This window comes from Streptococcus sanguinis SK355, assembly GCF_000212855.1.
Taxonomy (GTDB): Bacteria; Bacillota; Bacilli; order Lactobacillales; family Streptococcaceae; genus Streptococcus; species Streptococcus sanguinis_A.
The window spans coordinates 1,001,153-1,017,846 of record NZ_GL890993.1 but is presented as its reverse complement, the minus strand read 5'-3'; the positions used below and the strand labels follow the sequence as shown (position 1 = coordinate 1,017,846).

The 16,694-nt window shown below is 45.7% G+C and carries 14 protein-coding genes; 4 read left to right on the top strand and 10 right to left on the bottom strand.

The features are described from left to right. Nucleotides 1–180: 180 nt before the first annotated feature. Both HMPREF9389_RS06340 and HMPREF9389_RS06345 read left to right on the top strand, forming a co-directional pair. Complete coding sequence (locus tag HMPREF9389_RS06340) at nucleotides 181–1,635, top strand: sucrose-6-phosphate hydrolase (protein ID WP_002929310.1); 1,455 nt, start codon at nucleotides 181–183, stop codon at nucleotides 1,633–1,635. Then, nucleotides 1,616–2,581, top strand: a complete 966-nt coding sequence (locus HMPREF9389_RS06345) for a LacI family DNA-binding transcriptional regulator (RefSeq protein ID WP_002929307.1) — start codon at nucleotides 1,616–1,618, stop codon at nucleotides 2,579–2,581. Before HMPREF9389_RS06340 ends, HMPREF9389_RS06345 begins: the two co-directional genes overlap by 20 nt. Before the next feature lie 94 nt (nucleotides 2,582–2,675). On the opposite strand, the gene HMPREF9389_RS06350 is transcribed toward HMPREF9389_RS06345, so the two are convergent. The 6 genes from HMPREF9389_RS06350 to uvrA all read right to left on the bottom strand — a co-directional run bounded on the left by HMPREF9389_RS06350 (nucleotide 2,676) and on the right by uvrA (nucleotide 12,117). After that, complete coding sequence (locus HMPREF9389_RS06350; RefSeq protein ID WP_002929305.1) at nucleotides 2,676–6,392, bottom strand: pullulanase; 3,717 nt, start codon at nucleotides 6,390–6,392, stop codon at nucleotides 2,676–2,678. Nucleotides 6,393–6,617: 225 nt separating this feature from the next. Next, nucleotides 6,618–7,049, bottom strand: coding sequence for a transcription antitermination factor NusB (nusB, locus tag HMPREF9389_RS06355; RefSeq protein ID WP_002915907.1), 432 nt, complete (start codon nucleotides 7,047–7,049; stop codon nucleotides 6,618–6,620). Next, nucleotides 7,042–7,431 (bottom strand): Asp23/Gls24 family envelope stress response protein, encoded by a 390-nt coding sequence (locus tag HMPREF9389_RS06360; protein ID WP_002896484.1) that lies wholly within the window; start codon nucleotides 7,429–7,431, stop codon nucleotides 7,042–7,044. Before HMPREF9389_RS06360 ends, nusB begins: the two co-directional genes overlap by 8 nt. A gap of 19 nt (nucleotides 7,432–7,450) precedes the next feature. Then, nucleotides 7,451–8,011 (bottom strand): elongation factor P, encoded by a 561-nt coding sequence (gene efp / locus HMPREF9389_RS06365; protein WP_002896485.1) that lies wholly within the window; start codon nucleotides 8,009–8,011, stop codon nucleotides 7,451–7,453. A 61-nt stretch (nucleotides 8,012–8,072) separates the two neighbouring features. Then, entirely contained in the window at nucleotides 8,073–9,134 is a 1,062-nt protein-coding gene (locus tag HMPREF9389_RS06370; protein ID WP_002929300.1) for a M24 family metallopeptidase, read from the bottom strand. A gap of 151 nt (nucleotides 9,135–9,285) precedes the next feature. Beyond that, nucleotides 9,286–12,117: an excinuclease ABC subunit UvrA gene (uvrA, locus tag HMPREF9389_RS06375; protein WP_002929299.1), complete on the bottom strand. Its 2,832-nt coding sequence runs from the start codon at nucleotides 12,115–12,117 to the stop codon at nucleotides 9,286–9,288. Nucleotides 12,118–12,245: 128 nt separating this feature from the next. Between uvrA and HMPREF9389_RS06380 the strand changes: the two genes are divergently transcribed. After that, the gene (locus HMPREF9389_RS06380) at nucleotides 12,246–13,190 is read left to right on the top strand and encodes a magnesium transporter CorA family protein (protein ID WP_032906378.1); all 945 of its coding nucleotides are present in this window, start codon (nucleotides 12,246–12,248) and stop codon (nucleotides 13,188–13,190) included. 18 nt (nucleotides 13,191–13,208) lie between these two features. Next, on the top strand, nucleotides 13,209–13,880 hold the full coding sequence (locus HMPREF9389_RS06385; protein ID WP_002929297.1) for a DUF1129 domain-containing protein: 672 nt from the start codon (nucleotides 13,209–13,211) through the stop codon (nucleotides 13,878–13,880). Between the two features lie 111 nt (nucleotides 13,881–13,991). On the opposite strand, the gene rpsR is transcribed toward HMPREF9389_RS06385, so the two are convergent. The 4 genes from rpsR to hutI all read right to left on the bottom strand — a co-directional run bounded on the left by rpsR (nucleotide 13,992) and on the right by hutI (nucleotide 16,508). Beyond that, entirely contained in the window at nucleotides 13,992–14,231 is a 240-nt protein-coding gene (gene rpsR / locus HMPREF9389_RS06390) for a 30S ribosomal protein S18 (protein ID WP_000068664.1), read from the bottom strand. 36 nt (nucleotides 14,232–14,267) lie between these two features. Further along, entirely contained in the window at nucleotides 14,268–14,762 is a 495-nt protein-coding gene (locus HMPREF9389_RS06395) for a single-stranded DNA-binding protein (RefSeq protein WP_002929296.1), read from the bottom strand. 11 nt (nucleotides 14,763–14,773) lie between these two features. Then, the gene (gene rpsF / locus HMPREF9389_RS06400; protein WP_002896497.1) at nucleotides 14,774–15,064 is read right to left on the bottom strand and encodes a 30S ribosomal protein S6; all 291 of its coding nucleotides are present in this window, start codon (nucleotides 15,062–15,064) and stop codon (nucleotides 14,774–14,776) included. A gap of 178 nt (nucleotides 15,065–15,242) precedes the next feature. Beyond that, entirely contained in the window at nucleotides 15,243–16,508 is a 1,266-nt protein-coding gene (hutI, locus tag HMPREF9389_RS06405) for an imidazolonepropionase (protein WP_002929294.1), read from the bottom strand. Between the last annotated feature and the right edge of the window lie 186 nt (nucleotides 16,509–16,694).

The window sequence follows — 16,694 nt, the reverse complement described above, 5'->3', positions numbered from 1 at the left end:
ATAAATATTTTTAACTTTTTGAAAGCGATTTTATCACCTTTACGAATATTATTTTACCATGATTCAAAAATATGTCAAGCGTTTTGCAGAAAAAATATTTTTTTACTGTTAAATGTTGATTTTTCGACAGAAAACGTTTACTATAGTAATAAGAAATAATATGATTCGGAGGACAAAAGATTGGCTTGGACGACTGAAAAACGCTACAAACGCTATGAAGACTGGACTCAGGAAGAGCTACAGCAGATCAAAGAAAACATCGCTAAATCTCCTTGGCGGGCTAACTACCATGTGGAGCCTCAGACAGGTCTGCTCAATGACCCCAATGGCTTTTCTTATTTTGACGGCAAGTGGGTGGTTTTCTACCAAAACTTTCCTTTCGGAGCAGCTCACGGTCTCAAGTGCTGGGTTCAGATGGAAAGCGATGACCTAGTTCACTTCACGGAAACTGGTCTTCGGGTGCTGCCAGATACTCCTCTAGACAGCCATGGTGCCTACTCGGGCTCTGCCATGCAGTTTGACGACAAGCTCTTTCTCTTCTACACTGGCAATGTTCGTGATGAGAACTGGGTGCGTCACCCCTATCAAATCGGTGCCTTGTTAGATAAGTCAGGCAAGCTGGAAAAAATTGACAAGGTCTTGATTGAGCAACCTGCTGAAGCGACCGACCACTTCCGTGATCCGCAGATTTTCAACTACAAAGAGCAGTTCTATGCCATTGTCGGTGGGCAAAACCTAGACAAGCAAGGCTATGTCAAGCTTTACAAGGCTCTTGATAACGACTATACCAACTGGGAAGTCGTCGGTGATTTAGACTTCGCCAATGACAAGACAGCCTATATGATGGAGTGTCCTAATCTAGTCTTTATCAACGATCAACCAGTCCTGCTCTATTGCCCTCAAGGTTTGTCTAAGGATCTACTGGATTATGGCAACATTTATCCGAACATGTATAAAATAGGTCAATCGTTTGACACAAGCAAAGCTGCTATGATTGATCCTAGCCCTATCCAAAATCTGGACTACGGCTTCGACTGCTACGCGACACAGGCCTTCAACGCACCTGACGGTCGTGCACTGGCTGTTAGCTGGCTAGGACTGCCTGATGTGGAATATCCATCTGACCGCTTCGATCATCAAGGAACCTTCTCCCTCGTCAAGGAATTAACCCTGAAAGACGGCAAGCTCTACCAGTACCCAGTGCCTGCTATCAAGAATTTGCGAGCAGAAGAACAGCCTTTCGCTGCTTTGGCAGAAAGCAAGAACAGCTACGAACTAGAACTGAAGTTTGCTGCGGACACCGAACATGAAATCGTCCTCTTTGCAGACAAGGATGGCAAGGGGTTACGCATCAACTTCGACCTCAAGGTAGGTCAAGTGACCGTTGACCGCAGTCAAGCGGGTGAGCCATTTGCTCTAGACTTTGGAACCAGCCGAAGTTGCAATATTGACAAAGAAACTACAAATGCTAGTATATTTATAGATAAATCAATTTTTGAAATTTTCATCAATAAAGGAGAGAAAGTATTTTCCGGCCGTGTCTTCCCGAGAGAAGACCAAACAGGTATTGCTATTACTAAGGGCAATCCAACCGGTACTTACTATGAATTAGAATATGGTCGCAAAGCTAACTGATGTAGCAAAACTAGCAGGAGTCAGCCCCACAACTGTTTCCCGCGTCATCAACAGAAAAGGCTACTTGTCTGACAAAACGATTTCCAAGGTTGAGGCAGCCATGCGAGAATTGGCCTACAAGCCTAACAATCTGGCGCGCAGTCTCCAAGGAAAATCAGCCAAGCTAATTGGACTCATTTTCCCTAATATCAGCAATGTCTTTTATGCAGAATTGATTGGGAAGCTGGAGCATGAGCTCTTTAAACAAGGCTATAAAACCATTATCTGCAATAGTGAACATGACTCTGACAAGGAGCGCGAATACCTTGAGATGTTGGAAGCCAATCAGGTGGACGGCATTATTTCCGGCAGCCACAATCTAGGCATCGAGGACTACAATCGTGTGACCGCACCAATCATTGCCTTTGACCGCAATCTCTCGCCGGATATCCCAGTTGTCTCCTCAGACAACTATGGCGGCGGAGTGCTGGCGGCTCAGACCTTGGTCAAGGCTGGAGCGCAAAACATCATCATGATTACTGGCAATGACAATTCCAACTCACCAACCGGCCTGCGCCATGCCGGCTTTGCTTCCGTCCTGCCGAACGCACCTATTATCAATGTATCCAGTGATTTTTCTCCTGTCCGAAAGGAAATGGAAATCAAGCAAATCCTGAGTCAAACTAAGCCCGATGCTATTTTTGCTTCAGATGATTTGACAGCCATCTTAATTATGAAAGTCGCTCAGGAGCTAGACATCCAGATTCCCAAAGATTTGAAAATCATTGGCTACGACGGCACCTACTTTGTAGAGAACTACTACCCACAGCTGGCAACAATCAAGCAACCATTGAAAGATATCGCCTGCCTCTCTGTGGACCTGCTCCTCAAAAAAATTGCTGGCCAAGAAGTTCAGACAACTGGCTATTTCCTGCCGGTCAGTCTCTTGCCTGGTAAGAGTATTTAAAACCTATATAAACAAATAAAGACGACTCCATAGTGGAAGTCGTCTTTATTTAGCTATAGTCTAAAAAATTTCTCACAGGGCATTCATCAAATGATTACTGTTTCTTTCTAAAGGTTAACAGACCGGCCAGGAAAGCAAGGAAGCCACCTAAAAGTGCCAGTAGGGAAGTGCTTGTTCCAGTTTTTGGCAAGGTTTTTTCTGTTTGGCTAGCCGCTTCTTTTACTGCTGAATCCTGAGGTTTGTGCCCATCCAAGGATAAAGCCTGAGGCTGAGCGTTGGTTACAGAAGCGGCAGACAGTTGCTCTTCTTGAGCTACTGGAGCTTGGGATTTTTCTTCCTGAGCTGGGTTCGCTTTTCGAAGTCGCAAAATAGTCGCTGTCAACGGAGCTAGGGCTAAACCGTTGCTGTTTCTGGTGACACCTGCTGGATCAGAAATGGCTGTCACTCCTGCGGTATTGCCATCTGCCACAACCTCTGCACCTGCTAGATGCTTGTAGGCTTCACCAAAGTTGAATTGTCGTTCCTTGGTGTCCGCATTGACAAAGACTGCATAAATATCGCCATTCGACGCAACCACTTGGTAGCCGAGAACAAGGTCTTCTTTCTCAACACCATCCTTGCCAGGCTGGGTAATGAGGGTTACATTTTGCTCCACTTCATCTTTGGAGCTGCGGGTAAAGGCATCCGTTGATTTCCGCAAGGCAATCAAGCCTTTCATATAGGCACGACTCTTGGCATTTTCAGGGAACTTCTCTGAATCAGTCGCCTTGGTCCAGTCAAAGTGGTTGACCGCGTCACTCGAATCATAAGAATCATGAATGAAGTACGGATAGTCAAACGGCGTGCCGTCTTCATTGGTCAACAAATGCGCTTTGTTTGGAACCTTGTCTTCTGAGACCGGATATTTATAGGCAGGATCACGGAATTGCTTGGTCCGGCCGTATTCTTGACCAGAGTGGATAAATGGTGTCCCTTGCGAAGTCAGAATCATCAGATTTCCCAGACGCAGGCGGCGATGAATCTCTTGATTATTGGCAGCCACTGCCGGATCTTTCTTGATCGACTGGGCAATGATATCAAAGAGCGTCAGATTATCATGGGCTGCGATGTATTGAATCACATCCCCTGGGCTATCCGCCTCAAAATTGGTTGGCTGCGCCTTGATGTTTTTGAAGACATTTTCCACACTGCGTTTGCCACCGGTGATAAAGGCTGGTGTTCCCTCATTTGGATAACCTGATTTCAAGGTATTGCGAATATCATCCGAGAAAACCGCTACCGTGTCTGTTGACTTCATCCAAGACTGGTCAGCAGGCTGGACAGCTTTATTTTCATCACCTGCATAAGTCTTCCAGCCCTCACCCAGCATAATGAGATTTGGGTTGAGTTTCTTGGCTTCTTCGTAGGCTTTTTGGATGGACTCTGCATCGTGATCCCCCATCATATCAAAGCGGAAACCATCTACCTTGTACTGCTCTGTCAGGTACTTGATCGAATCCACCAAGACCCGTCTGCTCATATAGTGAGTAGTACCTAAGCGGCCGCCACCAAAGCTGGATCTCGGTGTACCATCCGCATCCATAAAGTGGTAGTAATTGGGCTCCAAATCCTCAAAGATAGAGGTCTTAGCCGTATGATTATAGACCACATCCAGGATAACGCCCATGCCGCGCTTATGAATTTCGTTGACAAGGTTTTTGAATTCCTCAATGCGCTTGGCTGGATCTGTCGGCGCGCTAGAGTACATACCTGTCAGCGAGAAGTAGTTTTGCGGATCATAGCCCCAGTTATAGTTGCTGTTGCTGGAAGCGTACTTGTCCATGCGCTCAGCATTTTTCAGCTCATTTACAAAGTAATAACTTAGAACTGGCAAGAGCTGAACGTGGGTCACTCCCAAGTCTTTCAAATAATCTAATTTCTCAATGAAAGCTGAGAAAGTTCCAAATTGAGATTTCAAATCTTTTGAAATAGCTGGATCTGAAGTAAAATCACGAACGTGCGCCTCATAAATCAAGGCATCTTCCCGCTTCTTAAAGTTCGGTATAGTAGCATAGGTTAAGTCTTTCGGTCCATATTCACTTGGATCTACAAAGGCTGCCTTGGCAATCTTGTAGGCATCCCCCTTGTCCGCATCTTCACTGTTCCAAGCAGCTAAAGACTTGGCATAAGGATCCAGCACAAGAACCTTTTTGCCGCCACGAGTAATTTCATAATGATAGAAATATCCACGATAGTCAGAAATTCCTAGACCGCTCTCAGGTGTCAAACTGCTGGTCCATGTACCCGACTCACCTTTCTGCATAGCCAGGCGTCCAATGACCTTGTTCTGATCTTCCTTGTCATAGACCACCAAATCAACTTGGTCTGCACTTGGTGACCAGAAAGTTAGGTCCACTTGTTTGCCCGCTTGAGAAACACGCGCTCCCAAATCACCATCATACTTGTAAATACTATCCTTCAGTTGCCAGTTCATGCTAGTTTTGAATTGATCATTGCCATATTTGATAAGATAAGGTGACTGAGCTTGGTTAAAATCACCAATGAATTTGGCACTTTTGGCCTTAGGATCCAGAACTACATCTTTAACAACGACTTCATTGCCATCTTTGTCTGTAATCTTTAAGTTCTTTAAAATGTCCTCTTTTTTAGCATTTTCTAAGGTAGAAAAGCTGGCTTCAATCTCGGTCAAGCCAATATGCTGGGCTCCCGTCATACGAATATCATTGACAAAATAAGGGTTAGTATAAACTGTCGGATCCGCATCACGCAAGAAAATCTGGCTGTTTTTCTCCAAATTAGCGAAATTATAATCCTGATTTTGAATCTTCACATCATCTCCTGATTTGCTCTCGTCTAAAAGCAAAAAGCCAATCATCTTAGCAGCATCTTTCAAAGAGACATCTACATAGCGACCGTATTTGCCAGTATTTTCAAAATCCACTCCGTCAGGCCAATTCTTGCTTGGGTTTTGGACATCTCCCCAGAGCCAGAGCGACTTCTTATCATACTGGCCATCTGTACGATAGTAGTTGATCCGTACCACCCCTTTTTTCAAAGGTTCATAAGTATGAGGGTTATAGTCCGTGTCAAACCAAACCTCATTCATCTGAGGACTGAGCAGTTCAACTGTCTTGTCACCCGTAATATTTTGACCTGCTGTATTATTGATTAGAAGGCTGATCTTGCTTCGTTTTTCGGCCATCTTGACATCAAGATAATAGCCGTAGTCGTCTTCTTTAGCAGTCGCAAAACTAGTCGCTCCAGTCGGCCAACCTCCCTTTTGGCTAGAAGGCGTCTCAACATCATCCCAAGTCCACAAGCCCAAACTGTCTAGATTTTGTGACGGCAAGGTTTTGAAATGAAAGCGAATATTGCCTTCTTCGATAGCATCTTTCGCGGAAGTATCTGATACGGCTGGTTGGTTACTTGCTTCTTGCTTCTCTTTTTCAGCGGGAGTAGCGGTTTCCTTTGCACCTTGACCAGCTGCTTCCGAACCTGCACTAGCTGGAGCTTGATCTGCTTGAACACCAGTTGGAGCCGCCTGCTCTGAAGCCCCCGCTCCTGAACTATCTGCCTCTCCAGTTTTTTCTTCATCTGCTGACTTAGGTTGGGCTGCTGCATTTGCATCAGAGACTGCTTCTGTTGCTGGGCTGGTAGCTGTGCTCGCCTCATCCGCTTGGACTAGCTGGGCATTTCCCAGTAGGAATCCTGATGCAATGACAACAGAGGCTACTCCTACTTTTAAGCGACGGATGCCGAAATAATGACGCTTTTCGCCCATCCGAGACTGTAGGTGATAGTTATTTTTCATAAACAGAAAACTCCTTTATTTTTTTCTTATAGAGAACATCTATGCAAACGTTTTCTGTATTTATTATACCGATTCTTTTTAAACTTGTAAAGGCTTTCAAGAAGAGTTTTTTTCACTCAGATATTTCATGCTCTTTGTGCGGATTTTGATGATTCGATAAGCTATTTGCGATTCAAACGACAATTGACAAGCAAAAAGGCCAAGACACTTGTCTCGACCTTCATTTTATTCAACGATAAATTGACTCAAAATCCCATTAATGAACTTACTGGACTTTTCGTCAGAGAATTGCTTGGAAAGCTCAATGGCTTCGTTGACCGCTACCAGCTGCGGGGTGTCAAACTCTGTAATCTCAAAGATACCCAGACGCAGGATGTTTTTTTCGACCAGCGTCAGACGATCCACTGTCCAGCCCTTTTTGAGGTGCTGGGCAATTTTCTTGTCCAAGTCGTCCTTGGACTGGACTACCCCAGAGACCAGATTGAGCAAGAAGGCTGGAATATCAGCTTCCGCCGCTTTGTCTGCCTCTTCGTCCTTATCATACGAATAGGCAAATCTGCAAGCCTCCACAAGATCCCCCTCATACTCTAGGCTCATCAGGGCCTGAAAAGCCCGCTGGCGCAGACCTCTTCTGGATTCCAACAGTATATCAGTCATTGAGGAAGTCCTCATCAAATAGATCTTTCAAGTCTGGCTTCGGTGCCTTTTCTGGAACAATACCTGCCACATGGATATTGACAGCAGATAGTTCTACCTCAGCCATATCAAAAACAGCGCTTTTTACAGCCTTCTGAATCGCTACTGCAACAGTCGGAACGCTGACACCGTATTCCAAATACAGATAGATGTCTACAGTCACATCACCTGTCTCATCTGTATGGAGCGATACTCCCCGACCGAGTGAGCGCATAGAAAGACTGTCTGACATACTCTTATTTGCGAAGGAATAAACACCTTCTACCTTTGCCGTTGCAATGGCAATGATTTTTTCCAAAACACGTGGCGCAATGACGATTTCACCTAATTGTTCAGCTGCCATAGTTATTACCTCTTCTATATTATGCGCGAGAAACGTAAGTTCCTTCTGCAGTGTTGATGATTAATTTTTGTCCAACTTCGATGAAGTCTGGTACGTTGACAACAAGACCTGTCTCAAGTGTTGCTGGCTTACCAGATCCGGTAACAGTAGCTCCCTTGATAGACGGCTGAGTATCTGTCACGACCAATTCAACTGTTGTCGGTACTGTCACACCAATCACTTCTGTTCCGTAGAACTGGATTTTCACATCAGAGTTTTCAAGGATAAATTTCAATTCTTCTTCTACATTGACTACTGGAATTTCATATTGGTCATAAGTCTCAGTATTCATGAAATAAGCAGTGTCATCCATTTGGTACAAGTATTGAGCTGGAACAGTTTCAATAATGGCTTGTTCAAATTTTTCTTCTGGACGGTAGCTGGTATCAAAGGTAGAGCCAGTACGAACATCGCGCAGCTTCATACGCATAATCGTATTTCCCTTACCTGGCTTGTGGTGGCTCGCTTCCAAAACGCGGATGAGTTTTCCATCAGCTGTTTCGAAGGTCATTCCAGCTTTCAGCTTACTTGCTTCAATCATTATATATTACCTCTTTTTAAAATTATATTTCTACTTATTCTATCATAAAGCCTGATAATTCTCAAATAACAATCAACTCTTTCGGCGCAAGAGTCAGGACTTCGCAGCCGGTTTCTGTGATGAGGAGATCGTCTTCGATGCGAACGCCGTATTTGCCGTCCAGATAAATACCCGGCTCATCGGTCAGGACCATGCCGGTCTCAATTGGCTCTTCTGACTTGCCAAAGTAAGGAATCTCATGGATGTCCAGACCGATACCGTGACCAATCCCATGGCTAAAGTAAGGACCGTAGCCAGCATCGTTAATAATCTGGCGCGGAATCCGGTCAAAATCAATTTGGCTAAGCCCAGCCTTGGCTGCTTCTATCAGGGCTTGATTGCTGCGCAGGACAATATCATAAATCTCCCGCTCTTCATCCGTCACCTGTCCCACATGAATAGTCCGCGTCATATCACTGACATAGTGATTGTAGTAGCAGCCAAAGTCCATGGTTAGGGTTTCACCCCTTTGAATGACCTTGTCACTAGCCACGCCATGTGGCATAGCAGAGCGGTAGCCCGAAGCAATGATAAAATCAAAAGAGGCACCTGAAGCACCTAACTGCCGCATACGGGCATCTAAAAAATTCATAACAGCTAGCTCAGTCGTCTCACCAGGCTTGATAAAATCCAGTACATCTAGGAAGGCTTGGTCCGAAATCTGACAGGCCTTACGAATGGTCGCGATTTCTTGCTCATCTTTAATCATGCGCAAATTTTCAATAAAGCCCGTCATGGGAACCAACTCGTAGGCTGAGAAGACATGTTCTAGCATTTTGAAGTAGGCATAGGAAATTTCATCCTCAAAGCCGATTTTTTGCAGCTTGTCATCCGCAATAATCTTGACAATCTCCCCAATCGCGTCGCGCGTTTCTACAATATCAAAACCTTGGACAACTCCCTTGGCAATCAGCGTATAGCGCGCATCTGTCAGGAAAATTCGGCGTGTTTTGCTGATGAAAACCGTCGCTTCTGTCCCACTGAAGCCAGTCAGATAGTAAATATTTTTCAAATTGGTTACTAAAACAGCATCACATTCTGTCTGCGCCAATGCTGCTTCAAACTTCTCAACTCTTGATAACATGAGCCACCTCCATGAAATAACTAAGCTTATTATATCAAAAAACCAGTCAAATAGGACATTTTTTTACAAGTCCTATCTAAGACTTAAATCCAACGAGCATTCTCCGACACGAAAAATCCCTGTTTTTAATATCAAACAGGGATTTGATGAATTATTTTATGTGCAGCTTTCCTTTCAAATATTGGCCGGTATAGCTGGCTGAATTAGCAGCGACTTCTTCCGGTGTCCCCGTCGCAATGATGGTACCGCCACCGACACCGCCTTCTGGTCCTAAGTCGATGATATGGTCAGCTGTCTTGATGACATCCAGATTGTGCTCGATAACGAGCACGGTATTGCCATCATCCACAAAGCGTGATAGCACGTGAAGGAGCTTGGCAATGTCTTCAGAATGCAGACCCGTGGTCGGCTCATCCAAGATATAGAAAGACTTACCAGACGAGCGCTTGTGAAGTTCGCTGGCCAGCTTCATCCGCTGGGCTTCACCACCTGACAAGGTCGTGGCTGGCTGCCCCAGAGTCACATAGCCTAGTCCCACATCCTTGATAGTCTGGAGTTTGCGGGCAATTTTGGGAATATGCTGGAAGAATTCTACCGCATCATTGACCGTCATGTCCAGAACCTGAGCGATATTCTTTTCCTTATAGTGGACTTCTAGAGTCTCGCTATTATAGCGGGTACCGTGGCAGACCTCACAGGCCACATAGACGTCAGGCAGGAAGTGCATCTCAATCTTGATAATCCCATCACCCGAGCAGGCCTCACAGCGGCCACCCTTGACGTTAAAGCTGAAACGGCCCTTCTTGTAGCCGCGAATCTTGGCTTCATTGGTCTTGGCAAACAGATCGCGAATATCGTCAAAGACCCCAGTATAGGTGGCCGGATTAGAGCGTGGTGTCCGGCCAATCGGACTTTGATCAATATCAATCAGTCGATCCACATGCTCAATGCCACTGATTTTCTTAAACTTACCTGGCTTGGCAGAATTGCGGTTGAGTTTCTGGGCGATGGCCTTTTTAAGGATAGAATTGACCAGTGTTGACTTACCAGACCCAGAAACTCCTGTCACAGCGATAAATTTGCCCAAGGGGAATCTAGCCGTGATATTCTGCAGGTTATTTTCCTGAGCCCCTGTCACTTCAATAAAGCGGCCATTGCCTACACGGCGTTCCAATGGTACTGGGATTTCCCGCTTACCTGACAAGTATTGGCCTGTGATAGATTTCTTACTCTTGGCCACTTGCGCAGGAGTGCCAGCTGCGACGATTTCACCGCCGAAAACACCGGCTCCTGGTCCCACATCAATCAGCCAGTCCGCCTCCCGCATGGTGTCCTCATCGTGCTCAACTACGATGAGGGTATTGCCCAGGTCGCGCATCTTCTTAAGACTGGCAATCAAGCGGTCATTGTCACGCTGGTGCAAGCCAATAGAGGGCTCGTCCAGGATATAAAGGACTCCGCTTAGGTTAGAACCAATCTGGGTCGCCAAGCGAATCCGCTGGCTTTCTCCTCCTGATAGAGTCCCAGCCGAGCGAGACAAAGTCAGGTAATTAAGGCCAACGTTATTAAGGAAGGTCAGGCGATCATGAATTTCCTTGAGAATAGGACGCGCAATCGTGGCTTCATTGTCAGTCAAGCTAAGCTTGTCCAACTGAAGCAAATGATCTGCAATGGACAAGTCTGAAATCTCACCGATATGCAAACTATCCTCACCACCAACCTTGACAGAAAGAGCCTGAGGACTGAGTCGATAGCCCTGACAAGCTGCACAGGTCAGCTCGTTCATATAAGCCCGCATCTGCGTCCGAGTAAAATCACTATTGGTCTCGTGGTAGCGGCGGTTGATATTGGTGACAACCCCCTCAAAAGGAATGTCAATATCGCGCACACCGCCAAATTCATTTTCATAGTGGAAATGGAACTCCCGCCCATCTGAGCCAAAGAAAATCAACTGTTTTTCTTCCTCAGTCAGCTCCTCAAAAGGCTTGTCCATATCAATACCAAAGGCTGCCATGGCCTGCTCCAGCATCTGCGGATAGTAGTTGGAGGAGATGGGATTCCAAGGCGCTAGCGCTCCTTCTCGCAAGGTCTTGCCAGCTTCTGGCACAACCACATCTAGATCCACCTCCAGCTTAACTCCCAGACCATCACAGTCCGGACAGGAGCCAAAAGGCGCATTGAAGGAGAAGAGACGTGGTTCTAGCTCTGGAACTGTAAAGCCACAGACTGGACAGGCGTAGTGCTCAGAAAAGAGCAGCTCCTCGCCGTCCATGGTGTCAATCACCACATACCCCTCAGCAATCCGAAGAGCAGCTTCGACCGAGTCAAAGAGGCGGCTGCGCACCCCTTCCTTGATGACAATTCTGTCTACCACGACCTCAATATCATGCTGCTTGCTCTTAGAAAGCTCTGGCAATTCCGTCACATCGTAAATATCGCCATCCACGCGCACACGGACATAACCGTCCTTCTGAATCTTATCAAAAACGGTCTTATGCTGGCCCTTTTTCTTGCGGATGACCGGCGCTAAAATCTGCAGCCGCTGACGCTCTGGCAATTCCAAGACCTTGTCAACAATCTGCTCGACAGACGAAGCCTTAATAGCTCCATGACCGTTGATACAGTATGGCGTTCCAACACGAGCATAGAGCAGGCGCAGATAGTCATTGATTTCGGTTGCAGTTCCCACTGTTGAGCGGGGATTTTTGCTGGTTGTCTTCTGGTCGATGGAAATAGCCGGGCTGAGACCATCAATCGAGTCCACATCCGGCTTTTCCATATTGCCCAAAAACTGCCGAGCATAGGCCGACAGACTCTCCACATAGCGGCGCTGCCCCTCAGCATAGAGGGTGTCAAAAGCCAAACTGGACTTGCCCGAACCGGACAGACCCGTCACCACGACCAACTTGTCCCGCGGAATTTCTACATCAATATTTTTTAAATTATGAGCTCGCGCTCCATGAATCACAATTTTATCTTGCATCTTGACCTCGTTTCACTTATAAACCTTCTCCATTATAACAAATTTTTCTGCAAACTTTTGCCCCAAAAACCCGAATTTGTAGTATAATAGTACGGTATGCAAAAAACACTCTGGAAAGGAAAATGATTATGAAGCAAGTCTTTTTATCAACTACGACAGAATTCAAAGAGATTGATTCGCTCGAATCAGGCACCTGGATCAATCTTGTCAACCCTTCCCAGAGTGAATCAATCGAAATCGCCAACGCCTTTGGTATTGACATCGCCGACCTGCGAGCACCGCTCGATGCGGAAGAAATGTCCCGGGTTACGATCGAGGATGAGTACACGCTGATCATCGTTGACGTGCCCATCACTGAGGAGCGGAATAATAAGATTTACTACGTCACTATCCCGCTTGGTATTATCATCACAGAAGAAGCGATTATCACCACTTGTTTGGAGAAATTGCCTCTGCTAGATATCTTCATTCACCGGCGCTTGCGCAACTTCTATACTTTTATGAAGTCACGTTTTATCTTTCAGATTCTCTACCGCAATGCTGAGCTATATCTGACAGCCCTGCGCTCCATTGACCGCAAGAGTGAGCAGATTGAAAGTCAGCTGCACAAGTCCACGCGAAATGAAGAACTGATTGAGCTCATGGAGTTGGAAAAGACCATCGTCTATTTCAAGGCCTCTCTTAAGACCAATGAGCGCGTGATTAAGAAGCTGACCAGCTCTACTAGTAATATAAAGAAATACCTGGAAGACGAGGACTTGCTGGAAGATACCTTGATTGAAACCCAACAGGCCATTGAGATGGCTGATATCTACGGCAACATCCTCCACAGTATGACAGAGACCTTTGCCTCTATCATTTCTAATAACCAGAACAATATCATGAAAGCCTTGGCTCTGGTGACCATCGTCATGTCTATCCCGACCATGATTTTCTCGGCCTATGGGATGAACTTCAAAAATAACGAACTGCCTCTCAACGGTGAACCACATGCCTTCTGGATTATCATGTTCATCGCCTTTGCCATGAGTGCTTCGGTCATGGCCTATCTCATGCACAAAAAACTATTTTAACCTTTAGAAAGAAGACCTATGTCACAAGTATCCCTCGACAAACTCAGCAAAAAAAACAAAGAATTTATCCATATCGCGACTAACCAACTCCTACAAGACGGCAAATCCGATCAGGAAATCCAGACTATCTTAGAAGGCATTCTGCCGGAAATCCTGGAAAATCAAACTAAGGGAATCACTGCCCGCGGCCTCTACGGAGCCCCAACTACTTGGGCAGCTTCTCTGACCGCAAAAGAGCGCTATGATGCCGAACATCCAAAAGAAAATGACGATCCTAAATGGATGATGCTGGACTCCGTCCTCTTTATCTTTGGTTTCTTTACCCTCCTGACCTCAATCGTCAATCTAGCTTCCTCTCAACCATCTGTCTATGGACTGACAACTCTCGTACTCGGAAGCATCGTCGGTGGCCTTTCTTTCTATGCCCTCTACCACTTTATCTACCGTTTCTACGGACCAGACAAGGACCGCAGCCAGCGCCCTAAGCTGCTCAAATCCATCCTCACTATGGCAGCTGCTATTCTCCTCTGGAGCATGTCCATCGTCCTGACTAGTCTCCTGCCTGAATTCCTCAATCCCCGCCTGTCCAATGTCGTAGTTGCTATTGTCGGCGCTATTACCCTAGCCCTACGCTTCTATCTCAAAAAACGCTTCAACATCAAGAGCGCTACTATGGGACCGACGAGATAAGAAATCTTTAAATTTAATAAATTATAAAAAGGCAGTCCTGATGAACTGTCTTTTTAGTTTTCTATTCTTCTATTATCAATCTAAAAAACCCTGCCGAGGCAGGGAATCTAATTAGTCTTCATTTACGAAAGGCATCAAAGCCATTACGCGAGCGCGTTTGATAGCTGTTGTTACTTTACGTTGGTTTTTAGCTGAAGTTCCTGTTACGCGACGAGGAAGGATTTTCCCACGTTCTGAAACGAAACGGCTAAGAAGCTCAGTATCTTTGTAATCAACATATTCAATTTTGTTCGCTGCGATGTAATCAACTTTTTTACGGCGTTTGAATCCGCCACGACGTTGTTGAGCCATGTGTTTTCTCCTTTATATTATAGTTAGATTCGATCCTTAGAAAGGTAGATCGTCGTCTGAGATATCCATCGGGTTAGAATTACCAAATGGGCTCTCATCACGAGAAAAGTTCGGTACTTGGTTAGACGAGTCTGCATTGCCATAACTTGGAGCAGAGCTGCCGCCGAAGCTGTTCCCACCGTATCCGCCAGATGAATGACCTTCACGATTAGAGCGGCTTTCCAAGAGTTGGAAATTGTCCGCAACAACTTCTGTGACATAGACACGCTGGCCTTGCTGATTCTCGTAGTTACGCGTTTGAATACGGCCTGTAATTCCGATCAGGGCTCCTTTTTTAGCCCAGTTTGCAAGATTTTCTGCCTGCTGACGCCAGATAACAACATTGATAAAGTCTGCTTCTCTCTCGCCACTTTGATTTTTAAAGTTACGATTGACAGCCAGAGTAAATGTTGCGACCGCTTGGTTCTGCGGAGTATAGCGAAGCTCGGCATCACGGGTCATGCGACCCACCAGTACAACGTTATTAATCATAGTCTACCTTCTTAAGCGTCAAGTTTGACGATCATGTGACGAAGAATGTCAGCGTTGATTTTTGAAAGACGGTCAAACTCTTTAAGAGCTGCATCGTCGTTTGCTTCAACGTTAACGATGTGGTAAAGTCCTTCACGGAAATCTTGGATTTCGTATGCAAGACGACGTTTTTCCCAGTCTTTTGATTCAACAACAGTTGCACCATTGTCAGTCAAGATAGAGTCAAAGCGTGCTACCAAAGCGTTTTTAGCTTCTTCTTCAATGTTTGGACGAATAATATAAAGAATTTCGTATTTAGCCATTGATTTTTCCTCCTTTTGGTCTAATGACCCCAAGACTTTGCAAGGGGTAAGTGAGGTTTGCTCACAAATAACTATTATAGCAGACTTCCAGCAGAATGGCAAGGGAAAGTTTTGATATAAAGAAAACTCTCCCTGTCACCAGAGAGAGTCCGAAAAATACGATTCGATTTTAGAAAGCTTAGACAATTCTTCCTTGGTCCACGACCAGTTTTCCCGCCTTGTAGACCTGATGGGTCAGGTTAGTAGCAAAGAAATAAAGTGGATAGTCGATATTCTTAGCGTCTAGGATGGTGATGTCAGCCTGCTTGCCCGTATCAAAGCTACCAATCTTATCTTGACGGTTAACTGAGTAGGCCGCATTGATGGTTACAGCGTTAAGGACTTCGACCGGTGTCAGGCGCATCATAAAGCAGCCCAGCTGCATGACGAACTGCAGGTTAGCTGTTGGACAAGAGCCTGGATTGCTGTCAGTAGTTAGGGTAATGGCCATACCAGCTTCCAGCATCTTGCGGGCTGGTGCATAGGTATCTTCCATCAGACTGAAGGTAGTTGCTGGCAGGAGATTCCCAATAACCTTGGCTTCCGCCATCTTGCGAATACCTTCGTCTGTCGCCATCATCAAATGTTCCGCACTGGTTGCTCCTAGCTCAGCTGCTACATCTACTCCGCCGATAGACTCGATTTCATCAGCATGGATACGAAGCTTGAAGCCCATTTCCTTAGCCTTAGAAAGTAAGTAGCGTGACTCGTCAGCTGTAAAGACGCCTTTTTCACAGAAAATATCACAGAACTCAGCTAGATTTTCTGCTTTTACACGAGGCAGCATTTCCTCAACGATGAGCTCCAGATATTCCTGAGAGCGACCTTTGTATTCTGGTGGAACGGCGTGGGCAGCCATAAAGGTAGAAACGAGGTCAATCTCGTGGTCATGGTCCAGAGCTCCAACAACATCTAGCTGACGCTTCTCCGTTTCCCAGTCCAGACCATAGCCGCTCTTTGCCTCAACAGTCGTCACCCCATGTAGCAGCATATAGTCCAGCAGTCTCTTAGACTTATCATAGAGAGTGTCAAAAGAAGCTTCTCGCGTCGCCCGGACCGTACTGAGAATACCGCCGCCTTGGGCAAGAATTTCCAGATAAGGGACACCGGCTAACTTCTTAGCAAATTCATGCTCCCGGCTGCCACCGTAGACCAAGTGAGTATGGCAGTCGATCAAGCCAGGCGTAGCAATCTTGCCCTCATAAGACTGAATCTTAGTATCTGGTCCAATCAGACTGGCATCCGGCTCTCCGCTGCCAACTGCTAGGATTTTGCCGTCTTTGACTGCAATGTAGCCGTTCTCCAAGACCTGAGCTTCCTTCATCTCCTCGCCAAAAAGGGGATGGCCGAGGTCCTTGGGACAGAAGACTTGATTAAAGTGAGTTAATAGTAAATCAGCAGTCATGCTTGTTCCTCCATTTCATTTTCCGACATATTTGCTTTTCATCATAATACACTATCGTCAAATTATAGTCAAAAGCTTGTAAAAGATAGGAGCCCCACTTTTTTTACTGTTTTTGTCATTTTCTTGACTCTTTATGGACGGGAGTCTTATAGAATGTAGGAGAAAGATATTTTACACTTGACTAAA